Source organism: Thermomonas sp., assembly GCF_041905325.1.
Taxonomy (GTDB): Bacteria; Pseudomonadota; Gammaproteobacteria; order Xanthomonadales; family Xanthomonadaceae; genus Thermomonas.
In genome coordinates this window covers 169,341-185,460 of sequence record NZ_JAYRLK010000004.1, presented here as the reverse complement: position 1 = coordinate 185,460, position 16,120 = coordinate 169,341, and the positions used below count along the sequence as shown (strand labels likewise).

Annotated in this window: 18 protein-coding genes; 14 read left to right on the top strand and 4 right to left on the bottom strand. The window is 66.1% G+C overall.

What is annotated here, in order from left to right:
- Window positions 1-32 precede the first annotated feature (32 nt).
- Together ACE3OK_RS06320 and ACE3OK_RS06315 are read left to right on the top strand one after the other, a co-directional pair.
- Window positions 33-668, top strand: a complete 636-nt coding sequence (locus tag ACE3OK_RS06320; RefSeq protein ID WP_374248803.1) for a glutathione S-transferase N-terminal domain-containing protein — start codon at window positions 33-35, stop codon at window positions 666-668.
- A 2-nt stretch (window positions 669-670) separates the two neighbouring features.
- Window positions 671-1,141 carry a ClpXP protease specificity-enhancing factor gene (locus tag ACE3OK_RS06315; protein WP_374248701.1) on the top strand — a complete coding sequence of 157 codons (471 nt, stop codon included), beginning with the start codon at window positions 671-673 and terminating at the stop codon, window positions 1,139-1,141.
- 16 nt (window positions 1,142-1,157) lie between these two features.
- On the opposite strand, the gene ACE3OK_RS06310 is transcribed toward ACE3OK_RS06315, so the two are convergent.
- From ACE3OK_RS06310 to ACE3OK_RS06300, 3 genes are read right to left on the bottom strand one after another with little or no spacing between them, the layout of a single operon-like run.
- A complete protein-coding gene (locus ACE3OK_RS06310; protein WP_374248700.1) occupies window positions 1,158-1,496 on the bottom strand; it encodes a DUF3301 domain-containing protein in 339 nt (112 codons plus the stop codon).
- 4 nt (window positions 1,497-1,500) lie between these two features.
- Window positions 1,501-2,373, bottom strand: coding sequence for a carboxylating nicotinate-nucleotide diphosphorylase (gene nadC, locus ACE3OK_RS06305; protein ID WP_374248699.1), 873 nt, complete (start codon window positions 2,371-2,373; stop codon window positions 1,501-1,503).
- Window positions 2,370-2,639, bottom strand: a complete 270-nt coding sequence (locus ACE3OK_RS06300; protein WP_374248698.1) for a Trm112 family protein — start codon at window positions 2,637-2,639, stop codon at window positions 2,370-2,372. Before ACE3OK_RS06300 ends, nadC begins: the two co-directional genes overlap by 4 nt.
- 60 nt (window positions 2,640-2,699) lie before the next feature.
- Here ACE3OK_RS06300 and purE point away from each other — a divergent pair, with 60 nt between their 5' ends.
- A complete protein-coding gene (purE, locus tag ACE3OK_RS06295; protein ID WP_374248697.1) occupies window positions 2,700-3,206 on the top strand; it encodes a 5-(carboxyamino)imidazole ribonucleotide mutase in 507 nt (168 codons plus the stop codon).
- Entirely contained in the window at window positions 3,203-4,339 is a 1,137-nt protein-coding gene (locus tag ACE3OK_RS06290; RefSeq protein ID WP_374248696.1) for a 5-(carboxyamino)imidazole ribonucleotide synthase, read from the top strand. The genes purE and ACE3OK_RS06290 overlap by 4 nt, the downstream gene beginning before the upstream one ends.
- A gap of 62 nt (window positions 4,340-4,401) precedes the next feature.
- On the opposite strand, the gene ACE3OK_RS06285 is transcribed toward ACE3OK_RS06290, so the two are convergent.
- A complete protein-coding gene (locus tag ACE3OK_RS06285; RefSeq protein WP_374248695.1) occupies window positions 4,402-4,980 on the bottom strand; it encodes a superoxide dismutase in 579 nt (192 codons plus the stop codon).
- A gap of 128 nt (window positions 4,981-5,108) precedes the next feature.
- Here ACE3OK_RS06285 and grxD point away from each other — a divergent pair, with 128 nt between their 5' ends.
- The 10 genes from grxD (at window position 5,109) to pgsA (ending at window position 16,118) form a co-directional block, all read left to right on the top strand.
- A complete protein-coding gene (gene grxD, locus ACE3OK_RS06280; RefSeq protein WP_374248694.1) occupies window positions 5,109-5,432 on the top strand; it encodes a Grx4 family monothiol glutaredoxin in 324 nt (107 codons plus the stop codon).
- The gene (locus tag ACE3OK_RS06275) at window positions 5,429-6,154 is read left to right on the top strand and encodes an SDR family NAD(P)-dependent oxidoreductase (protein ID WP_374248693.1); all 726 of its coding nucleotides are present in this window, start codon (window positions 5,429-5,431) and stop codon (window positions 6,152-6,154) included. Before grxD ends, ACE3OK_RS06275 begins: the two co-directional genes overlap by 4 nt.
- A 29-nt stretch (window positions 6,155-6,183) precedes the next feature.
- Window positions 6,184-6,561, top strand: a complete 378-nt coding sequence (locus ACE3OK_RS06270; RefSeq protein ID WP_374248692.1) for a GIY-YIG nuclease family protein — start codon at window positions 6,184-6,186, stop codon at window positions 6,559-6,561.
- On the top strand, window positions 6,558-7,151 hold the full coding sequence (locus ACE3OK_RS06265; RefSeq protein WP_374248691.1) for a YhgN family NAAT transporter: 594 nt from the start codon (window positions 6,558-6,560) through the stop codon (window positions 7,149-7,151). The genes ACE3OK_RS06270 and ACE3OK_RS06265 overlap by 4 nt, the downstream gene beginning before the upstream one ends.
- Before the next feature lie 224 nt (window positions 7,152-7,375).
- Window positions 7,376-10,738, top strand: coding sequence for a carboxypeptidase regulatory-like domain-containing protein (locus tag ACE3OK_RS06260; RefSeq protein ID WP_374248690.1), 3,363 nt, complete (start codon window positions 7,376-7,378; stop codon window positions 10,736-10,738).
- A gap of 125 nt (window positions 10,739-10,863) precedes the next feature.
- Window positions 10,864-12,273 (top strand): nucleotide 5'-monophosphate nucleosidase PpnN, encoded by a 1,410-nt coding sequence (gene ppnN / locus ACE3OK_RS06255; protein ID WP_374248689.1) that lies wholly within the window; start codon window positions 10,864-10,866, stop codon window positions 12,271-12,273.
- Window positions 12,274-12,339: 66 nt separating this feature from the next.
- Window positions 12,340-13,137 carry a 3-deoxy-manno-octulosonate cytidylyltransferase gene (gene kdsB, locus ACE3OK_RS06250; RefSeq protein ID WP_374248688.1) on the top strand — a complete coding sequence of 266 codons (798 nt, stop codon included), beginning with the start codon at window positions 12,340-12,342 and terminating at the stop codon, window positions 13,135-13,137.
- Window positions 13,130-13,609, top strand: a complete 480-nt coding sequence (locus ACE3OK_RS06245) for a low molecular weight protein-tyrosine-phosphatase (protein WP_374248687.1) — start codon at window positions 13,130-13,132, stop codon at window positions 13,607-13,609. Before kdsB ends, ACE3OK_RS06245 begins: the two co-directional genes overlap by 8 nt.
- Before the next feature lie 16 nt (window positions 13,610-13,625).
- Entirely contained in the window at window positions 13,626-15,497 is a 1,872-nt protein-coding gene (uvrC, locus tag ACE3OK_RS06240; RefSeq protein ID WP_374248686.1) for an excinuclease ABC subunit UvrC, read from the top strand.
- 9 nt (window positions 15,498-15,506) lie between these two features.
- A complete protein-coding gene (gene pgsA / locus ACE3OK_RS06235) occupies window positions 15,507-16,118 on the top strand; it encodes a CDP-diacylglycerol--glycerol-3-phosphate 3-phosphatidyltransferase (protein WP_374248685.1) in 612 nt (203 codons plus the stop codon).
- Window positions 16,119-16,120: the final 2 nt, after the last annotated feature.

Sequence of the window (16,120 nt, the reverse complement as noted above, 5' to 3'; positions counted from 1 at the left end):
GGCTTCGGCCGGGCGTGGGAGTGGTCCTGATGATGGCTGTGAGTCCGCGCATGCGTAACGCCTTGACCCTGTTTTCCGCTGTCGATGACGTGGTTTGCCACCGCGTCCGCCTGGTGTTGGCCGCCAAAGGCGTTACCTACGATTTCATCGCGGTCGATCCGCAAAACCCCCCGGAAGACCTCATCGACCTCAATCCGTACCATTCGGTACCGACCCTGGTCGAGCGCGACCTGGTGCTGTATGCCGCCAGCGTGGTCAGCGAATATCTGGATGAGCGTTACCCGCACCCGCCGCTGATGCCGGTGGAGCCACTGGCCCGCGCGCGCCTGCGCCTGGCCATGCTGCGCATCGAGCACGATTGGGTGCCGCAGGTGCAGGCGATCCAGCTCGGCAACAAGCAGCAAGCCGAGGCCGGACGCAAGCGCCTGAAGGAATTGCTGGCGCAGTCAGTGCCGCTGTTCAAGGCCTACAAGTTCTTCCTCAACCCGGAGATGAGCCTGGCCGACTGCGCGATGGCACCGATCATCTGGCGTCTGGACGCGCTGGGCGTGCCGCTGCCGAAGGACGGCAAGGTGATCGAGGAATACGGCAACCGCATCTTCCGCAATCCCGGCTTCGTGCGCAGCCTGACCGACCAGGAAAAGAACCTGCGCGAGTTGTCGCTCTGACGATGGCCGAGCCCGACCCGCCGTCGATGACCAGCCAGCGCCCGTACCTGTTGCGCGCGCTGTACGAATGGGTCGTCGACAACGGCATGACCCCGCACCTGCTGGTGGACGCGCGCAGTCCCGGCGTGCGCGTGCCGGCGCATGCGGTGAAGGATGGGCAGGTGGTGCTCAACATCGCCGACCGCGCCGTCGGGCACATGCGGATGGACAACGATGGCATCCGTTTTTCCGCCCGCTTCGGTGGTGTCAGCCAGAACGTGGTGGTGCCGATGGCGGCCGTGATCGCGATCTATGCACGCGAAACCGGGCAAGGCCTGGCGTTGCCGATGGACGCTGCGGCTGCCACGCCGGCACCGATGCCGGAAGTGCCGGCCACCTCCCCCGCGACTGCGGACGTGGCTGCGGATGCGCCGCCGCCGGAAGATGCGCCGGAGCCGCCCAAGCGCGGCAACCACCTGCGCGTGGTGAAGTAGCCGGCGCGTGCGCGGCTCAGTCTTGCGGGAAGCTGCGTACTACCGCCTGTGTTGCCCGCGTGGGCCCGCTGAAACCCACCAGTTTTTCGCCCAGCAGCACGATTCTGCCGATGTGGCGGCCTTGTCCGTCCTCGGAATATTCGAAGCGGAAGCTGCGCTCTAGGCCCAGCCAGCCGTCCTCCCTGCGGCGCAGGCGCATGCCGGTGGCGTGCACCGATTCATCCAGCCACTGCACGCCGGCGGCCTGGCAGGCATCGCGGCCGATCTCGGCGGCGCGTTCGGCCGCCGCGCGCGCGGCGGTGAAGAAGAAAAAACCGGCACCGCCAACGATGAGCAGGATGAGCAGGGTAGGCATCGGGTCAAGATGAGGGCGGCGGCCCCAGTTTCAACGAGAAATCGATGGCATGCACGTGCTTGGTCAGGGCTCCGATGGAAATGCAATCCACGCCATCTTCGGCAATGGCGCGCAGGCTGGACATGTCCACGCCGCCCGATACTTCCAGCGGGATGTGGCCGGAGTAGGGGGGGGCTCTGGCAATCCGCACCGCTTCGCGGCGAGTGGCGGCATCGAAGTCGTCGATCAGCACGCGGGTGCAGCCGCTTTCCAGCGCTTGCCGCAGTTCGTCCAGCGTCTCCACTTCCACGATCAGCGGCAGCTGCGGGTGCAGCGCGCGGGCGCGGGCGATGGCGGCAACCACCGAACCGAATGCGCGCACATGGTTTTCCTTCAGCATCACCGCGTCGAACAGCGCCATCCGGTGGTTGTCGCCACCACCCATGCGCACGGCGTACTTCTGCGCCACCCGCAAGCCGGGCAGGGTCTTGCGGGTATCCAGGATCCGCGTGCCGGTGCCGCGCACGGTATCCACATACTGTGCGGTGACGGTGGCGGTGCCCGACAGGGTTTGCAGGAAGTTCAGCGAAGCGCGCTCGGCGCTGACCAGGGCGCGTCGATGGCCGGACAGGGTGGCGATCACCGTGCCCTTGGTGACGTGGTCGCCTTCGCGGCAGCGCCAGTCGATGCGCACGCCGGGATCCAGCGCGCGATGGCAGGCGTCGAACCACGGCCGTCCCGCCACCACGCAGTCTTCCTTGCACAGCAAATGGGCGCTGTCGGGGGCGTCGTCCAGCAGCGCGGCGGTGGCATCGCCGGTGCCGATGTCTTCCGCCAGCGCGGCGGCCACGTTGGCGGCCACGGCGGCATCCAGCAGGGCAGCGGATGCTGCGGTCATGCCGCCGGGTAACCTTCAACCTGCGCGGTGGCCAGGGCTTCTTCGGCCAGCAGCACCGGAATGTCGTCGTCGATGCGGTAGACGGTCTTGCGGTCGCGGGTCAGCAGGGCTTCGCGCAGGGCTTCGCGTTGCGGGCTGCCGTCATTGCGCAGCACGCCACCGGTGGCGATCGCGCGGTTGAGTGCCTCCAGCCCGGCGCTGTCCAGCAGTTGCAGGGGCTGGCGGGTGAGCGGGCAGACGAGGATGTCGAGCAGCTTGCGGTCCATCGGGCAGGCAACGGGAATCAGGGGCCGTTAGAATACGTCTTTGGCGACTGGAAACGTTCGATGTCCCCCGCAAATACCGCCGCCCCGCTGGTCGGCATCGTCATGGGCTCGCGCTCCGATTGGGACACCATGCAGCACGCCGCCACCCGGCTGGAGGCGTTGGGCGTGCCGCATGAAGTGCGCGTGGTGTCGGCGCACCGCACCCCCGACGTGTTGTTCGACTATGCCGCCACCGCCGCTGCGCGCGGCCTGCGCGCCATCATCGCCGGGGCCGGCGGTGCCGCGCACCTGCCGGGCATGCTGGCCTCCAAGACCGCGGTGCCGGTGCTGGGCGTGCCGGTGCAGAGCAAGGCGCTGAACGGCATGGATTCGCTGCTGTCGATCGTGCAGATGCCGGCCGGCATCCCGGTGGCGACGTTTGCCATCGGCACTGCCGGTGCGGCCAATGCAGCGCTGTTTGCCGCGGCCATGCTGGGGCATGAATACCCGGCGATCGGCGCGGCGCTGGATGCGTTCCGCGCCAAGCAGACCGAGGACGTCGTGGCCAACGACGACCCGCGCCAGTGAGCACGGTCGGCATTCTGGGCGGCGGCCAATTGGCCCGCATGCTGATTCTGGCGGGCGCGCCGCTGGGGCTGCGGTTCGTCGTGTTCGATACCGTGGCCGATGCCTGTTCCGGTGCGCTGGCGCCGTTGACCGTCGGCCACTATGCCGATGACGATGCGTTGGCGGCGTTCGCCGATGGGGTCGATGTGGCCACCTTCGACTTCGAGAACGTGCCGGCGCAGGCAGCGCAAACGCTGACCGCGCATACCTTCGTCGCCCCCAATCCGCGTGCGCTCGCCGTGGCCCAGGATCGGCTGTCGGAAAAGAGCCTATTCCGCGAGCTGGGCATCCCGGTGCCGCCGTTTGCCGCCATCGACACGCAGGCACAACTGCAGGCAGCGGTGGCTGAACTGGGTACGCCCTGCATCCTGAAGACCCGCCGGTTGGGCTATGACGGCAAGGGCCAATTTCGGATCAAGACGCCTGCAGACGTCGATGCCGCGTGGGTGGCGCTAGGCGCGCAGGCCGATACGGTGGGGCTGATTCTGGAAGGTTTCGTGGCCTTCCAGCGCGAGCTGTCGGTGGTGGCGGTGCGCGGCCGCGACGGCGAATTCCGCGCCTGGCCGCTGACCCGGAACTGGCATGTCGACGGTGTGCTGTCCGCCAGTCTGGCGCCCGCGCAGGTGGATGCGGCCATGCAGGCCACCGCGCTGTCGCACGCGCGCAAGCTGGCCGAAGCGCTGGATTACGTGGGCGTGTTCGCGCTGGAATTGTTCGACCGAGATGGCGTGCTGTTGGCCAACGAAATGGCCCCGCGCGTGCACAACTCCGGGCACTGGACGATCGAAGGCAGCGAGACCAGCCAATTCGAAAACCACCTGCGCGCGGTGGTCGGGCTGCCGCTGGGCAGCACCGCCATGCGCGGCCATGCCTGCATGCTGAACTGGCTGGGCGACATGCCCGATGCCGCCGCGGCACTTGCCGTGGAGGGCATGCACTGGCACGACTACGGCAAGCAGTCACGTGCCGGGCGCAAGGTGGGGCACGCCACACTGCGCGTCGATTCGTCGGCGGCGCTTGCCGACGCGTTGCGGCAGGCGGGCGAGGCACTGGGCCGACAGGCGCAGGTCGCGCCGGTCATCGCGGTGCTGTAGGGGGCACGCAACGCGAAACGGCCGGATCGCTCCGGCCGTTTCACACTGCATCGGCAGTGATGTCACTTCATTCGCGAAGCCACGAAATCCCAGTTCACCAGGCTCCAGAACGCTTCCACGTATTTCGGACGGGCGTTGCGGTAGTCGATATAGTAGGCGTGTTCCCACACGTCGCAGGTCAGCAGCGGGGTGTCGTCGCCGGTCAGCGGGGTGGCCGCGTTCGGGGTGCTGGCCAATGCCAGCGTGCCATCGGTGCGCTGCACCAGCCAGGCCCAGCCGGAGCCGAAGGTGCCGATGGCGGTCTTGGTGAAGGCTTCCTTGAATGCCTCGAAGCTGCCGAACGCGGCGTTGATCGCCTCGGCCAGCTTGCCGGTGGGCTCGCCGCCGCCGGCGGGCTTCAGGCAGTTCCAGTAGAAGCTGTGGTTCCACACTTGCGCGGCGTTGTTGAACATGCCGCCCTGCGACTTGCGGATGATGTCTTCCAGCGACATCGCCTCGAACTCGGTGCCGGCGATCATGTTGTTGAGGTTGGTGACGTACGCCTGGTGGTGCTTGCCGTAGTGGAAGTCGATGGTTTCGGCCGAGATGTGCGGCTCGAGGGCGGTGCGGTCGTAGGGAAGGGCGGGCAGTTCGATGGCCACGGCAGGCTCCTGTGGGTGGTGTAGGTGCGGCCGCAGCCGCGCGAAGACTTACAATGGGCGATTGTAGCCTCCGTGCCCGCAAGCGGATCGTGAAGACCGCGGGCCACATCGTTGCAGGAACCCGACCAATGTCATCCGTGGAAGCGCGCATCCGCGCCGAGATCGAAAATCACCCCATCGTGCTGTTCATGAAGGGCACCGCGCAATTCCCGATGTGCGGCTTCTCCAGCCGTGCGGCGCAGGCCTTGCAGGCGGCGGGGGCCGATGCCCTGCATACCGTCAACGTGCTCGCGGATCCCGAAATCCGCGCCAACCTGCCGCGCTATTCGGATTGGCCGACCTTCCCGCAGCTGTTCATCAACGGCGAGCTGATCGGTGGCTGCGACATCACTGTGGAACTGGCCGAATCCGGCGAGTTGGCGCGGCTGGTGGCCGACGCCAAGCGGGCATGAGCATGCAGGCGGAGTTGACGGGGCGCGTGGTGCTGATTGCCGGGGCCGCCGGCGGCCTGGGCGCGGCGGCGGCGGCGGCCTGTGCGCAGGCCGGCGCTACCCTCATCCTGTTGGGGCGCAAGGTGGCACCGCTCAATCGCGTCTACGACGCGGTGAAAGCGGTCGGCCCGGAACCCATCCTGTACCCGCTGGACCTGGAAGGCGCGTCACCGGACGATTACGACGCGCTGGCGCAGGCCGTCGATGGTGAATTCGGCCGGCTCGACGGCTTGCTGCATTGCGCGGCCGAGTTCAAGGGCCTGACCCCGCTGGCGCACACTGACCCGGCGGATTTCGCCCGCGCCCTGCATGTCGACCTGACCGCGCGCTGGTGGCTGACCCAGGCCTGCCTGCCGTTGCTGGCGAAATCCGATGCCGGTGCGGCGGTGTTCGTGGTGGACGACCCCGCCCGCAACGGCGGCGCGTATTGGGGGGGGTACGGCATCGCCCAGGCCGGGCAGGTGGCGATGATCGCCATGCTGCAAGCCGAACTGGGCGCGCACGGCCCGCGCATCAGCGGCTTTCGACCCGGCCCGATGCGCACCAATCTGCGCGGCAAGGCCTACCAGGCCAACGCCGACCTGCAAGCGCGCCCGGCGGGCGAGTATGCCGCCGCTTGCGTGGAACTGCTGTCGCCGGCGGGCGCGCAGTGGCGGGGCACGGTCTGCGAGACCGGGGTATAGGATCGTCATTCCCGCGAAGGCGGGAATCCATGGACGTTGACGGTTGCAAAGGGAGGCCAATGAGTAAGCAGCCCTGTGTGTATCTGATGGCGAGTGGTAGAAACGGGACGTTGTACTTGGGCGTCACCAGCAACCTTGTCCAGCGAGTCTGGCAACATCGCACCCACGCTGTCGAAGGGTTCAGTGATCGTCATGACGCGACAAGGCTGGTTTGGTATGAAGTGCATGCAGACATGGAGTCCGCCATCGGGCGTGAGAAGCGCATCAAGAAGTGGAACCGGGCCTGGAAAATGAGATTGATCGACGAAATGAATCCGTCATGGCGTGATTTGTGGCCGGATATCACTGGCCAGTGCCCAACGTCCTTGGATTCCCGCCTTCGCGGGAATGACGGGCTTCCGGCATGACCATCACCGCCGCCGCCCTGCTGCTGTTCTTCATCCTCGATCCACTGGGCAACATCCCGGTGTTCCTGAGCCTGCTCAAGGAGCTGCCGCCGGCCCGCCAACGCAAGGTGCTGGTGCGCGAGCTGTTGATCGCGCTGGGCGTGTTGATGCTGTTCCTGTGGGGCGGGCAGTACGCGCTGGAGCTGATGCACCTGAAGCAGGAGTCGGTGTCGATTGCCGGCGGCATCGTGTTGTTCCTGATCGGCCTGCGGATGATCTTCCCCACCGCCGAGGGCGTGATGGGCGACGTGCCCGGCGGCGAGCCGTTCATCGTCCCCTTGGCCATCCCGATGATCGCCGGCCCCTCCGGGATGGCGGCGGTGATGCTGCTGGGCAGCCAAGAGCCGGACCGGATGGGCGACTGGATGCTGGCCCTGACCCTGGCCTGGCTGGCCACCGCAGTCATCCTGTTCTGCGCCACCTGGCTGAAAAAATTGCTGGGGATGCGCGCGCTGACCGCGTTGGAACGGCTGATGGGCATGGTGATCGTGGCCATTTCGGTACAGATGCTGCTGGATGGGATCAGCAGCTACCTGCATGCGGGAACTTGAACCGCAACAACGACTTGCGCTTTGTGGAAATGGTCACATGGTCGTCATTTGACCGTCATTTGGCCGTCATTCAGGCTGGCTAACGTGTTAAACTTTGGTAATCCCGTTCGCCAAGGTATGGATGCGGGACCCCGCGTTCAACCAAGCAATGCTGTGGGTCGGAAGCGTCGTTGTCGACGCATCCATTACCTGAAGTTATTTCCAAATTCTCCAAGGGGATCAACATGAAGCATCCGAACCGCGCCCGGCTGTCGAAGCTGTCGCTGGGCCTGATCGTCGCCCTCGCCGCCGCGCCCGTCTTTGCACAAAGCACCTCCGCCGGCGTCGGCGGCCAGGTGACCGGGGCCAACGGCCAGCCGGTGGCAGGTGCCGAAGTCACCATCACCCATGTCGAGTCCGGCACCGTCAGCCGTGCCACCACCGATGCCAGCGGCCGCTACAACGCCCGCGGCCTGCGCGTGGGCGGGCCGTACATCGTCACCGTCACCAAGGCGGGCGAGGGCACGAAGACGGAAGACAATGTCTATCTGGGGCTCGACCAGGTGGCAACCGTCAATGCCCAGTTGAGCAGTGGTGCCACCACCACCCTGGAAACCGTGATCGCGGCAGGCGTTTCCCCGGGCAACGTGTTCTCGTCTGACAATCGAGGCATGGGGACGAGTCTTTCCCGCGACGAACTGGATCGCAACCCGTCGCCGGACCGCTCGATCCAGGACGTGGTGCGCACAGACCCCAACGTGGTGGTCACCGACCGCGACCGCGGCGCGTTTTCGGCCATGGGCCAGAATTTCCGCTACAACAGCATCACCGTCGACACCATCCAGGCCGGCGACCCCTTCGGCCTGAACGACAACGGCCTGCCGACCAAGGGCACGCCGATTTCGCAGGACGCCATCCAGAGCTACAACATCTCGACCGCCAACTACGACGTGGCCACCCGCCGCGGCGTGGGCGCATGGGTGAACGCGGTGACCAAGTCGGGCACCAACGATCTCCACGGCTCGCTGTACTACGTCTACCAGGACGCCGACAGCATGGTCGGGAAGGGGGGCACCAACCGCAATGCCCTGACCAAGTGGAGCGGCTATACCCGCGATACCACCATGGGCTTCACCCTGGGCGGGCCTATCATCAAGGACAAGCTGTTCTTCTTCGTGTCCTACGAAGAGGGCAGCAAGAAGGGGTTGAACGGTCTGTGGGGCGCGTCCGACTCCAGCAAGGGCTTCAAGGCCAACGGCATCACGCAGGCGCAAGTGGACGCGGTGGTTGCGGCAGCCGAGGCGGCTGGCTTGAGGCAACAGCCGGAAAGCACCACGGCAGACATGGACTCCAAGCGTGCGCTGGTCAAGCTGGACTGGAACATCAACGATTTCCATCGCGCCAGCCTGCGCTGGAGCCGAACCAAGGAGTTCGAGCCCATCATCGTGCAGGGCAACAGCTCACGCGTGAACCTGCCCAGCAACTGGTACGGGCAGGACAAGAAGAGCACGGGCACCACCTTGAGCCTGTACGACGATTGGACCGAGAATTTCTCCACTGAATTGTCGATTGGCTACAGCCAGTTCGATCAATTGCGCGGGCCGCTGTTCGGGCAGCCGCAGCCGGAAATCATCGTTCACACCAACGGTGCCAGCAATGGGCCGTCGATCGTGCTGGGTACCGAGTATTCGAGCCAGGCCAACGTATTGGCCACGAAATCGTGGAACGCCTATTTTGCGGGGAGCTGGTATCTGGGTAGTCACGTCCTGAAAGCGGGCCTCGATTTCCAGCAGGACGAGTTCTACAACCTGTTCCTGCAACGCTACTACGGGCAGTATGAGTTCCTGTCGGTGCAGAACTTCCAGAATGCCGTGGCCAACCATGCGTCCGGTGTCTATCGGTACCGTTATGCCACGCCGGCCAATGGCTACAACCTGGACGACAACGTTGCCGCCCAGTTCACCATGAAGCAATACGGGTTCTTCCTGCAGGATACGTGGCAGGCGACCGACAAGTTGTCCGTGCAGTATGGCTTGCGCTATGACCTGCCGCGGATCAATCCCGATCCGACGTTGAATCCGTGTTTCGCTGCCGCACCGGGTGCCGGCTCCCTGGGCAGCCATGGGTCCTGCTTCCTGCAGAACAACGCCGGCAACCCCAATGCCGCCGTGGGTGGTTTCGGCTTCCCGAATACCAACAGCATCGATGGCAATGGCGTGCTGCAGCCGCGCTTCTCGTTCAACTACACCTTCGACACCAAGCACTCCACGCAGTTGCGCGGTGGCGCGGGGCTGTTCATTTCCAATACGCCGGCAGTGTGGGTGGCCAACCCGTATTCCAACAACGGCGTGGCCGTGGCGACGTTCGATTCCACCAGCAACACCAGTGCGCTGCCGTTCAATCCCGACCCGCTGAACCAGCTGCCGCCGGGTACGGCTGCAATCCCGGGCAAGGGCAGTGCGAAGATGGGCATCAACGTGGTTGATCCCAACTTCAAGATGCCCACCGTGGCCAAGTTCACCTTGGGATTGGACAAGGAACTGCCGTGGCATGGCTTGGTGGCGACGTTCGAGTACCAGCACCTGGATGTGGTCAAGGGGATCCGTTACGTGGATCTGAACATGGGGGCACCCACCGGGACGTTGCCGGATGGCCGGCCGACCTACAACCAGAACCTGTCCACCCTGCAAGGAACGGATTACTGGAACAGCAATACATCCTTCAGCAACGTGCTCTTGTTGACGAATACCGACAAGGGCAAGTCGGACAACTTCACCGTGTCCCTGCGCAAGCCCTTCAACGGGGCATGGAGTGGCCGTCTCGCGTATACCTTCAGTCGCGCCACTGACGTGAATCCCGGGACGTCCAGCGTTGCGTACAGCAGTTACTCGAACCGCACCTTCAAGGATATCGGTGCCGAGGAAGAGGGCATTTCCAACTACTCCATTCCCAACCGGGTCATTGCCCAGTTGAGCTGGCAGCATAATTTCTTCGGGGATTATGCAACCCGCGTGTCCGCGTTCTATGACGGCCACGACGGGGCGCCGTATAGCTGGACGTTCAACAGTGACATCCAGGGCGTGGGGATCTTCAACCCGTTGGCTTACGTGCCGAAGGGTCCGGGGGACATCGTCTGGGCAAATGCCGCCTCGCAGGCCAAGGCTGATGCGTTCTGGGGCTTCGTCGCCAGCAATGTGGAGTTGCAGGGGCGTCGTGGCCAGATTTTTGACCGCAATGCCGCCCGCGCGCCGTGGGTCAATCAGCTTGACCTGAGCTTCTCCCAGGAAATCCCGGGCTTCATGAAGGGGCACAAGGGCGAAGTGCGCTTGGACATCTTCAATTTCCTGAATCTGCTCAACAAGGACTGGGGTGTGGAGTATCGCGCCCAGTTCCCGCTGTATCGCTACCTGGCTGACGTGGCCGGGGTGTGCACGGCAGTCAGCGCGGTGTGCACGGCGAACGACATCGGTAAGTACATCTACGATATCTCCAACGCTGGCCGCTATGGTGCTGCGGGGACTTACGCGCCGACCGATCTCGCGCCGAACGAAAGCTTCAATCCGTCGCAGCGTTGGTCGATGCGCCTGACGGTGCGCTACAAGTTCTGATCACTTCGGTCAGAATCACGATCCGCGAAACGCCCGGGGCAGCCCGGGCGTTTCCTTTTGGACGATCCGCATGCAGGCGATGGCCACCCCTGACCGAAATCGCGGCCGCGCGCTAGACTGGCCGCATGAACGACACTGCCAATACCAAGCCGCAGGGCGCGGCCAGCGCTTCCACCTCCACCCTTCCCACCGTGTCCACCCACATCTATCCGCGCGGCGGGCTGGATGTGCTCTCGCGCGAGGAAGTCGCGCGCTTGCGCGACGCTTCCGCCGGGGGGCTGCATGAATTGCTGCGCCGTTGCGCGCTGGCGGTGCTGACCTCCGGCAGCGCCTCCGATGATCCCCGCGCCGCCGCCGAGTTGTACCCGGACTTCGACATCGAGGTGCGCCAGCAGGACCGGGGCGTACGCATCGAGCTGCGCAACGCGCCGGCCATGGCCTTCGTGGATGGCGAAATCATCGCCGGCGTGGCCGAGTTGCTGTTCTCGGTGGTGCGGGACCTGGCCTTCACCGCCATCGATCGCAACGGCGATGCCGAATTGAGCACCTCAAGCGACATCACCGATGCGGTGTTCAGGCTGCTGCGCAATGCGCGCGTGCTGCATCCGTCGGACCCCAACCTGGTGGTGTGCTGGGGCGGCCATTCGATCGGCCACGAGGAATACAAGTACACCAAGCAGGTGGGTTACGAGCTGGGCCTGCGCGGGCTGGACATCTGCACCGGCTGCGGCCCGGGCGCGATGAAGGGGCCGATGAAGGGGGCCACGATTGCCCATGCCAAGCAGCGCCGCCGCCGCACCCGCTACATCGGCATCACCGAGCCGGGGATCATCGCGGCGGAATCGCCCAACCCCATCGTCAACCATCTGGTGATCATGCCGGACATCGAGAAGCGCCTCGAAGCGTTCGTGCGCATGGGCCACGGCATCATCGTGTTCCCCGGCGGCGTCGGCACTTGCGAGGAAATCCTCTACCTGCTGGGCATCCTGCTGCGCGAGGAAAACGCCCACCTGCGCTTCCCGTTCATCCTCACCGGCCCCACCGGGGCGGCACCGTATTTCGAGCAGATCGACAAATTCATCCGCCTGACGCTGGGTGACGAGGCGGCCAGGCTGTACGAGATCGTCGTGGCCGATCCCGGCAAGGTGGCCAAGCACATGGATGTCGGCATCCGCAAGGTGAAGGAACAGCGCATCGCGCAGCGCGATTCGTTCTTCTTCAACTGGTCGCTGCACGTGCCGCTGGATTTGCAGCAACCGTTCATGCCCACCCATGAATCGATGGCCGCGCTGGATCTGCACCACGGGCGCAAGCCGCACGAACTGGCCGCCGACCTGCGGCGTGCGTTCTCCGGCATCGTGGCCGGCAACGTCAAGGAAGACGGCTTGCGCCGGATCGAGGCGCACGGACCGTTCGAGATCCACGGCGATGCCGACATCATGCAGGCGCTGGATGCGTTGCTGCGTGCATTCGTGCAGCAGCGGCGCATGAAGATTTCCGGCGAATACAAGCCTTGCTACAAAGTGGTGGCCTGACGCGCCGGTTGCCATCGGCCCAGCCCTGCGTCCCCGTGGCGCGGGGTGCTCGGCCATAATGCGCGGATGCAGACGCCAGACCCCACGCCGGATTTCATCGTCGCCATCCCCGCCCGTTTTGCGTCCACGCGGCTGCCGGGCAAGCCGTTGCGGTTGATCGGTGGCCAACCCATGGTGCTGCGGGTGGCGCAGCGCGCGCTGGCCGCTGGTGCGCGCGAGGTCTGGGTGGCCACCGACGATCCGCGCATCGCCGAAGCGCTGGCGGGCAGTGGCGTGCAGGTGGCGATGACCAACCCCGCGCACGCGTCCGGTACCGACCGCCTGGCCGAGTGCGCGCGCATCGCCGGCTGGGGGGATGACGCCATCGTGGTCAACCTGCAAGGCGATGAGCCCTTCGCGCCGGCCGATGGCATCGCCTGCGTGGCCCGCACGGTGGCGGCCAGCGGTGCCGGCATGGCCACGCTGGCAACGCCGGTTGCCGATATCGAGACCTTGCTGGACCCCAATGCAGTGAAGGTGGTGCGTGCCGCCAGCGGGGATGCGTTGTATTTCAGCCGCGCCCCGGTGCCGTGGCCACGCGATGCCTTCGCCCATGACCGCAGCGTGATGCCGGCCGGGCAGTGGCTGCGGCATATCGGCATCTACGGCTACCGGGTGGCCACCTTGCGCGCGTTCGCGGCGCTGCCGCCGGGACATCTGGAGCAGGTGGAGGCGCTGGAACAGTTGCGCGTGCTGGAGGCCGGCTGGCGGATCGCGGTGGCGCTGGCACCGTCGCCATTCCCATCGGGCGTGGACACCGCCGAGGACCTGGCGCGGGCGGAGCGCATTTTCATGGAACGACAGTCAGGGAATGGACATGGCTAGACCGATCGGGATCTTGATGGTGTGCCTGGGCAACATCTGCCGCTCGCCCACCGCCGAGGGCGTGCTGCGCGTGCGGCTGGAGCAGGCGGGGCTGGACGCGCGGGCGCGGGTGGATTCCGCCGCCACCGGCAGTTCGCACATCGGCCATGCGCCGGACGAGCGCGCCATCGCCTGCGCCGCGAAGCATGGCGTGGACATCACCGCATTGCGTGCGCGCCGGCTGGCGCTGGAGGACTTCGACGAGTTCGATGTGATCCTGTGCGCCGACCGCACCATCCTGCACGAGGCGCGGATGCGCAAGCCGCGCACCTCGCATGCGCAGGTGGAACTGCTGCTGGAGTGGGGTGGGGTGGGCAAGAAAGACGTGCCGGACCCTTATTACGGCAACCCGCGCGATTTCGAGCATGCATTCAAGCTGATCGATGCGGCCTGCACGGGCATCGTCGAGCGGGTGCGCCAGGACCGCTTCTGAGCATGCGGGGCGCGGCATGAGCGAACAGGCGCAGGCAACTCCTTTCGACGGCCGCGCCTTCGCCGCCGCGCTGCCACTGGCGCCGGGCGTGTATCGCATGTTCGATGACGCCGGCGGCGTGCTCTACGTAGGCAAGGCGCGCGCCTTGCGCAACCGCGTGGGGAGCTACTTCAACGCCACGCCGAAACCGGCGCGGATCATGCGGATGCTGGCGCAGGTGGCGCGGATGGAAACCACCGTCACCCGCAGCGAGGCCGATGCGCTGTTGCTGGAGAACCAGCTGATCAAGTCGCTGAAGCCGCGCTACAACGTGCTGCTGCGCGACGACAAGAGCTACCCCTGCATCGTGCTGACCAAGGAGGCCTGGCCACGACTGGCCTACCATCGCGGCCCGCGCTCGCTGCCAGGGCGCTACTTCGGCCCATACCCAAGCGCCGGCGCGGTGCGCGAAACGCTCAACCTGATGCACAAGCTGTTCCGCTTGCGCAGTTGCGAAGACAGCGTGTTCCACAACCGCAGCCGGCCTTGCCTGCAGTACCAGATCGGCCGTTGCAGCGCGCCTTGCGTGGGACTGGTGGATGCCGCCACCTATGCCGATGCGGTGCGTCGCGCCACCTTGTTCCTGGAAGGGCGCAGCAAGGAATTGACCGACGAGCTCACGGCGGCGATGCAGGCGGCCAGCGATGCGCTGGATTTCGAAGAGGCCGCGCGTTTACGGGACCTGATTGCCGGCATCCGCAAGACCCAGGCGCGGCAGACCATGGATGGCCGCAGTGCCGACCTCGACGTACTGGCGGTGGCGATGCAGGGCACCGCGGCGTGCGTGATGCTGCTGGCCTTCCGCGACGGGCGCAACCTCGGTACCCGGGCGTTCTTCCCGAAGACCAATGGCGCGGACAGTGGCGAGGACGTGCTGGCTGCATTCGTGTCGCAGTACTACGCCGAGCAGCCGCCGCCGGCGGAGATCGTGCTGGAGCACGACATCCCCGACCGCGAGCTGGTGGAATGCGCGCTGTCGGAACACGCGCACCGCAAGGTCGCGCTGCGCGTGAACGTGCGCGGCGAGCGTGCCTCGCACCTGCAACTGGTGCAGCGCAATGCCCAGCTCACGCTGGCCAACGAGCTGTCCAGCAGCAGCGCGCAGCGGGCGCGGGCCGAAGCCTTGCGCGACTTGCTGGGGCTGGCGGAGGTGCCGGCGCGGATCGAGTGCTTCGACATCAGCCACACGCTGGGCGAGGCCACGGTGGCTTCGTGCGTGGTGTTCGATGCGCAGGGGCCGGTGCGCCCGCAATACCGGCGTTACAACATCGCCGGCATCGTGCCGGGCGACGACTACGCGGCCATGCACCAGGCGCTGCAACGGCGGTTCCGGCCGACGTTGGAAGGCGAGCCGGACGCGGTGTTGCCGGAGGTGTTGCTGATCGATGGCGGGGCCGGGCAGGTGGCGCAGGCGCGCGAGGTGCTGGCCGACGCCGGCATCGGCGGCATCGCGCTGGTGGGTGTGGCCAAGGGCCCGGAACGCCGGCCCGGGGCGGAAACCCTGTTGCTGCCCGATGGCCGCGAGGTGCGGCCGGGGGCGGCCTCGCCCGCCTTGCAACTGGTGCAGCAGGTGCGTGACGAGGCGCATCGGTTCGCCATCACCGGGCATCGCGGCAAGCGCCAGAAAGCGCGTGCCAGCAGCCGGCTGGAAGACATCGCCGGCATCGGCCCGCGCCGCCGCGCCGCGCTGCTCAAGCATTTCGGTGGCCTGCAAGGGTTGAAGGCGGCGGCGGTGGACGAGATCGCGCGGGTGGACGGGGTCAACCTCGCGCTGGCGCAGCGGCTGTGGGACAACCTGCACGGGCTTGCCGCCGGCCAGGATGGCAATGAGGGCGGTGGTGGCCGGTAGAATGCCGGCATGACCCTGACCATTCCCACCTGGCTGACGCTGGCGCGGATCGCCCTGATCCCGGTGCTGGTGGTGGTGTATTACCTCGACCATCGCTGGTCCAACCTGGCCGCCACCGTGGTGTTCGTGGCGGCATCCGTCACCGATTGGCTGGATGGCTGGATTGCCCGACGCTACCGGCTGTCCTCGAAATTCGGGGCCTTCCTCGACCCGGTGGCCGACAAGTTGATGGTGTCGACCGCCCTGGTCATCACCGTGCAGCACCACCACACCTTGTGGATGGCGTTGTGGGCCAGCGTGATCATCGGCCGCGAGATCGCGGTGTCGGCCTTGCGCGAGTGGATGGCCGAACTTGGCTTGAGCGCCAAGGTGGCGGTGGCGATGGTGGGCAAGGTCAAGACCACCGTGCAGATGATCGCGCTGAGTTTCCTGCTGTACCGCGAGCCGCTGTTGGGCATCCCGGTGTTCGTGCTGGGGGAATGGCTGCTGGCGGCCGCCGCCCTGCTGACCCTGTGGTCGGGGTTCGAATACCTGCGCGCGGCATGGCCGGCGTTGCGCGCGGACGATGCGCAAACCGCCGATGCAAAAGCAGGCGCAAAAACTGTTGACATCGAAAAATGAAC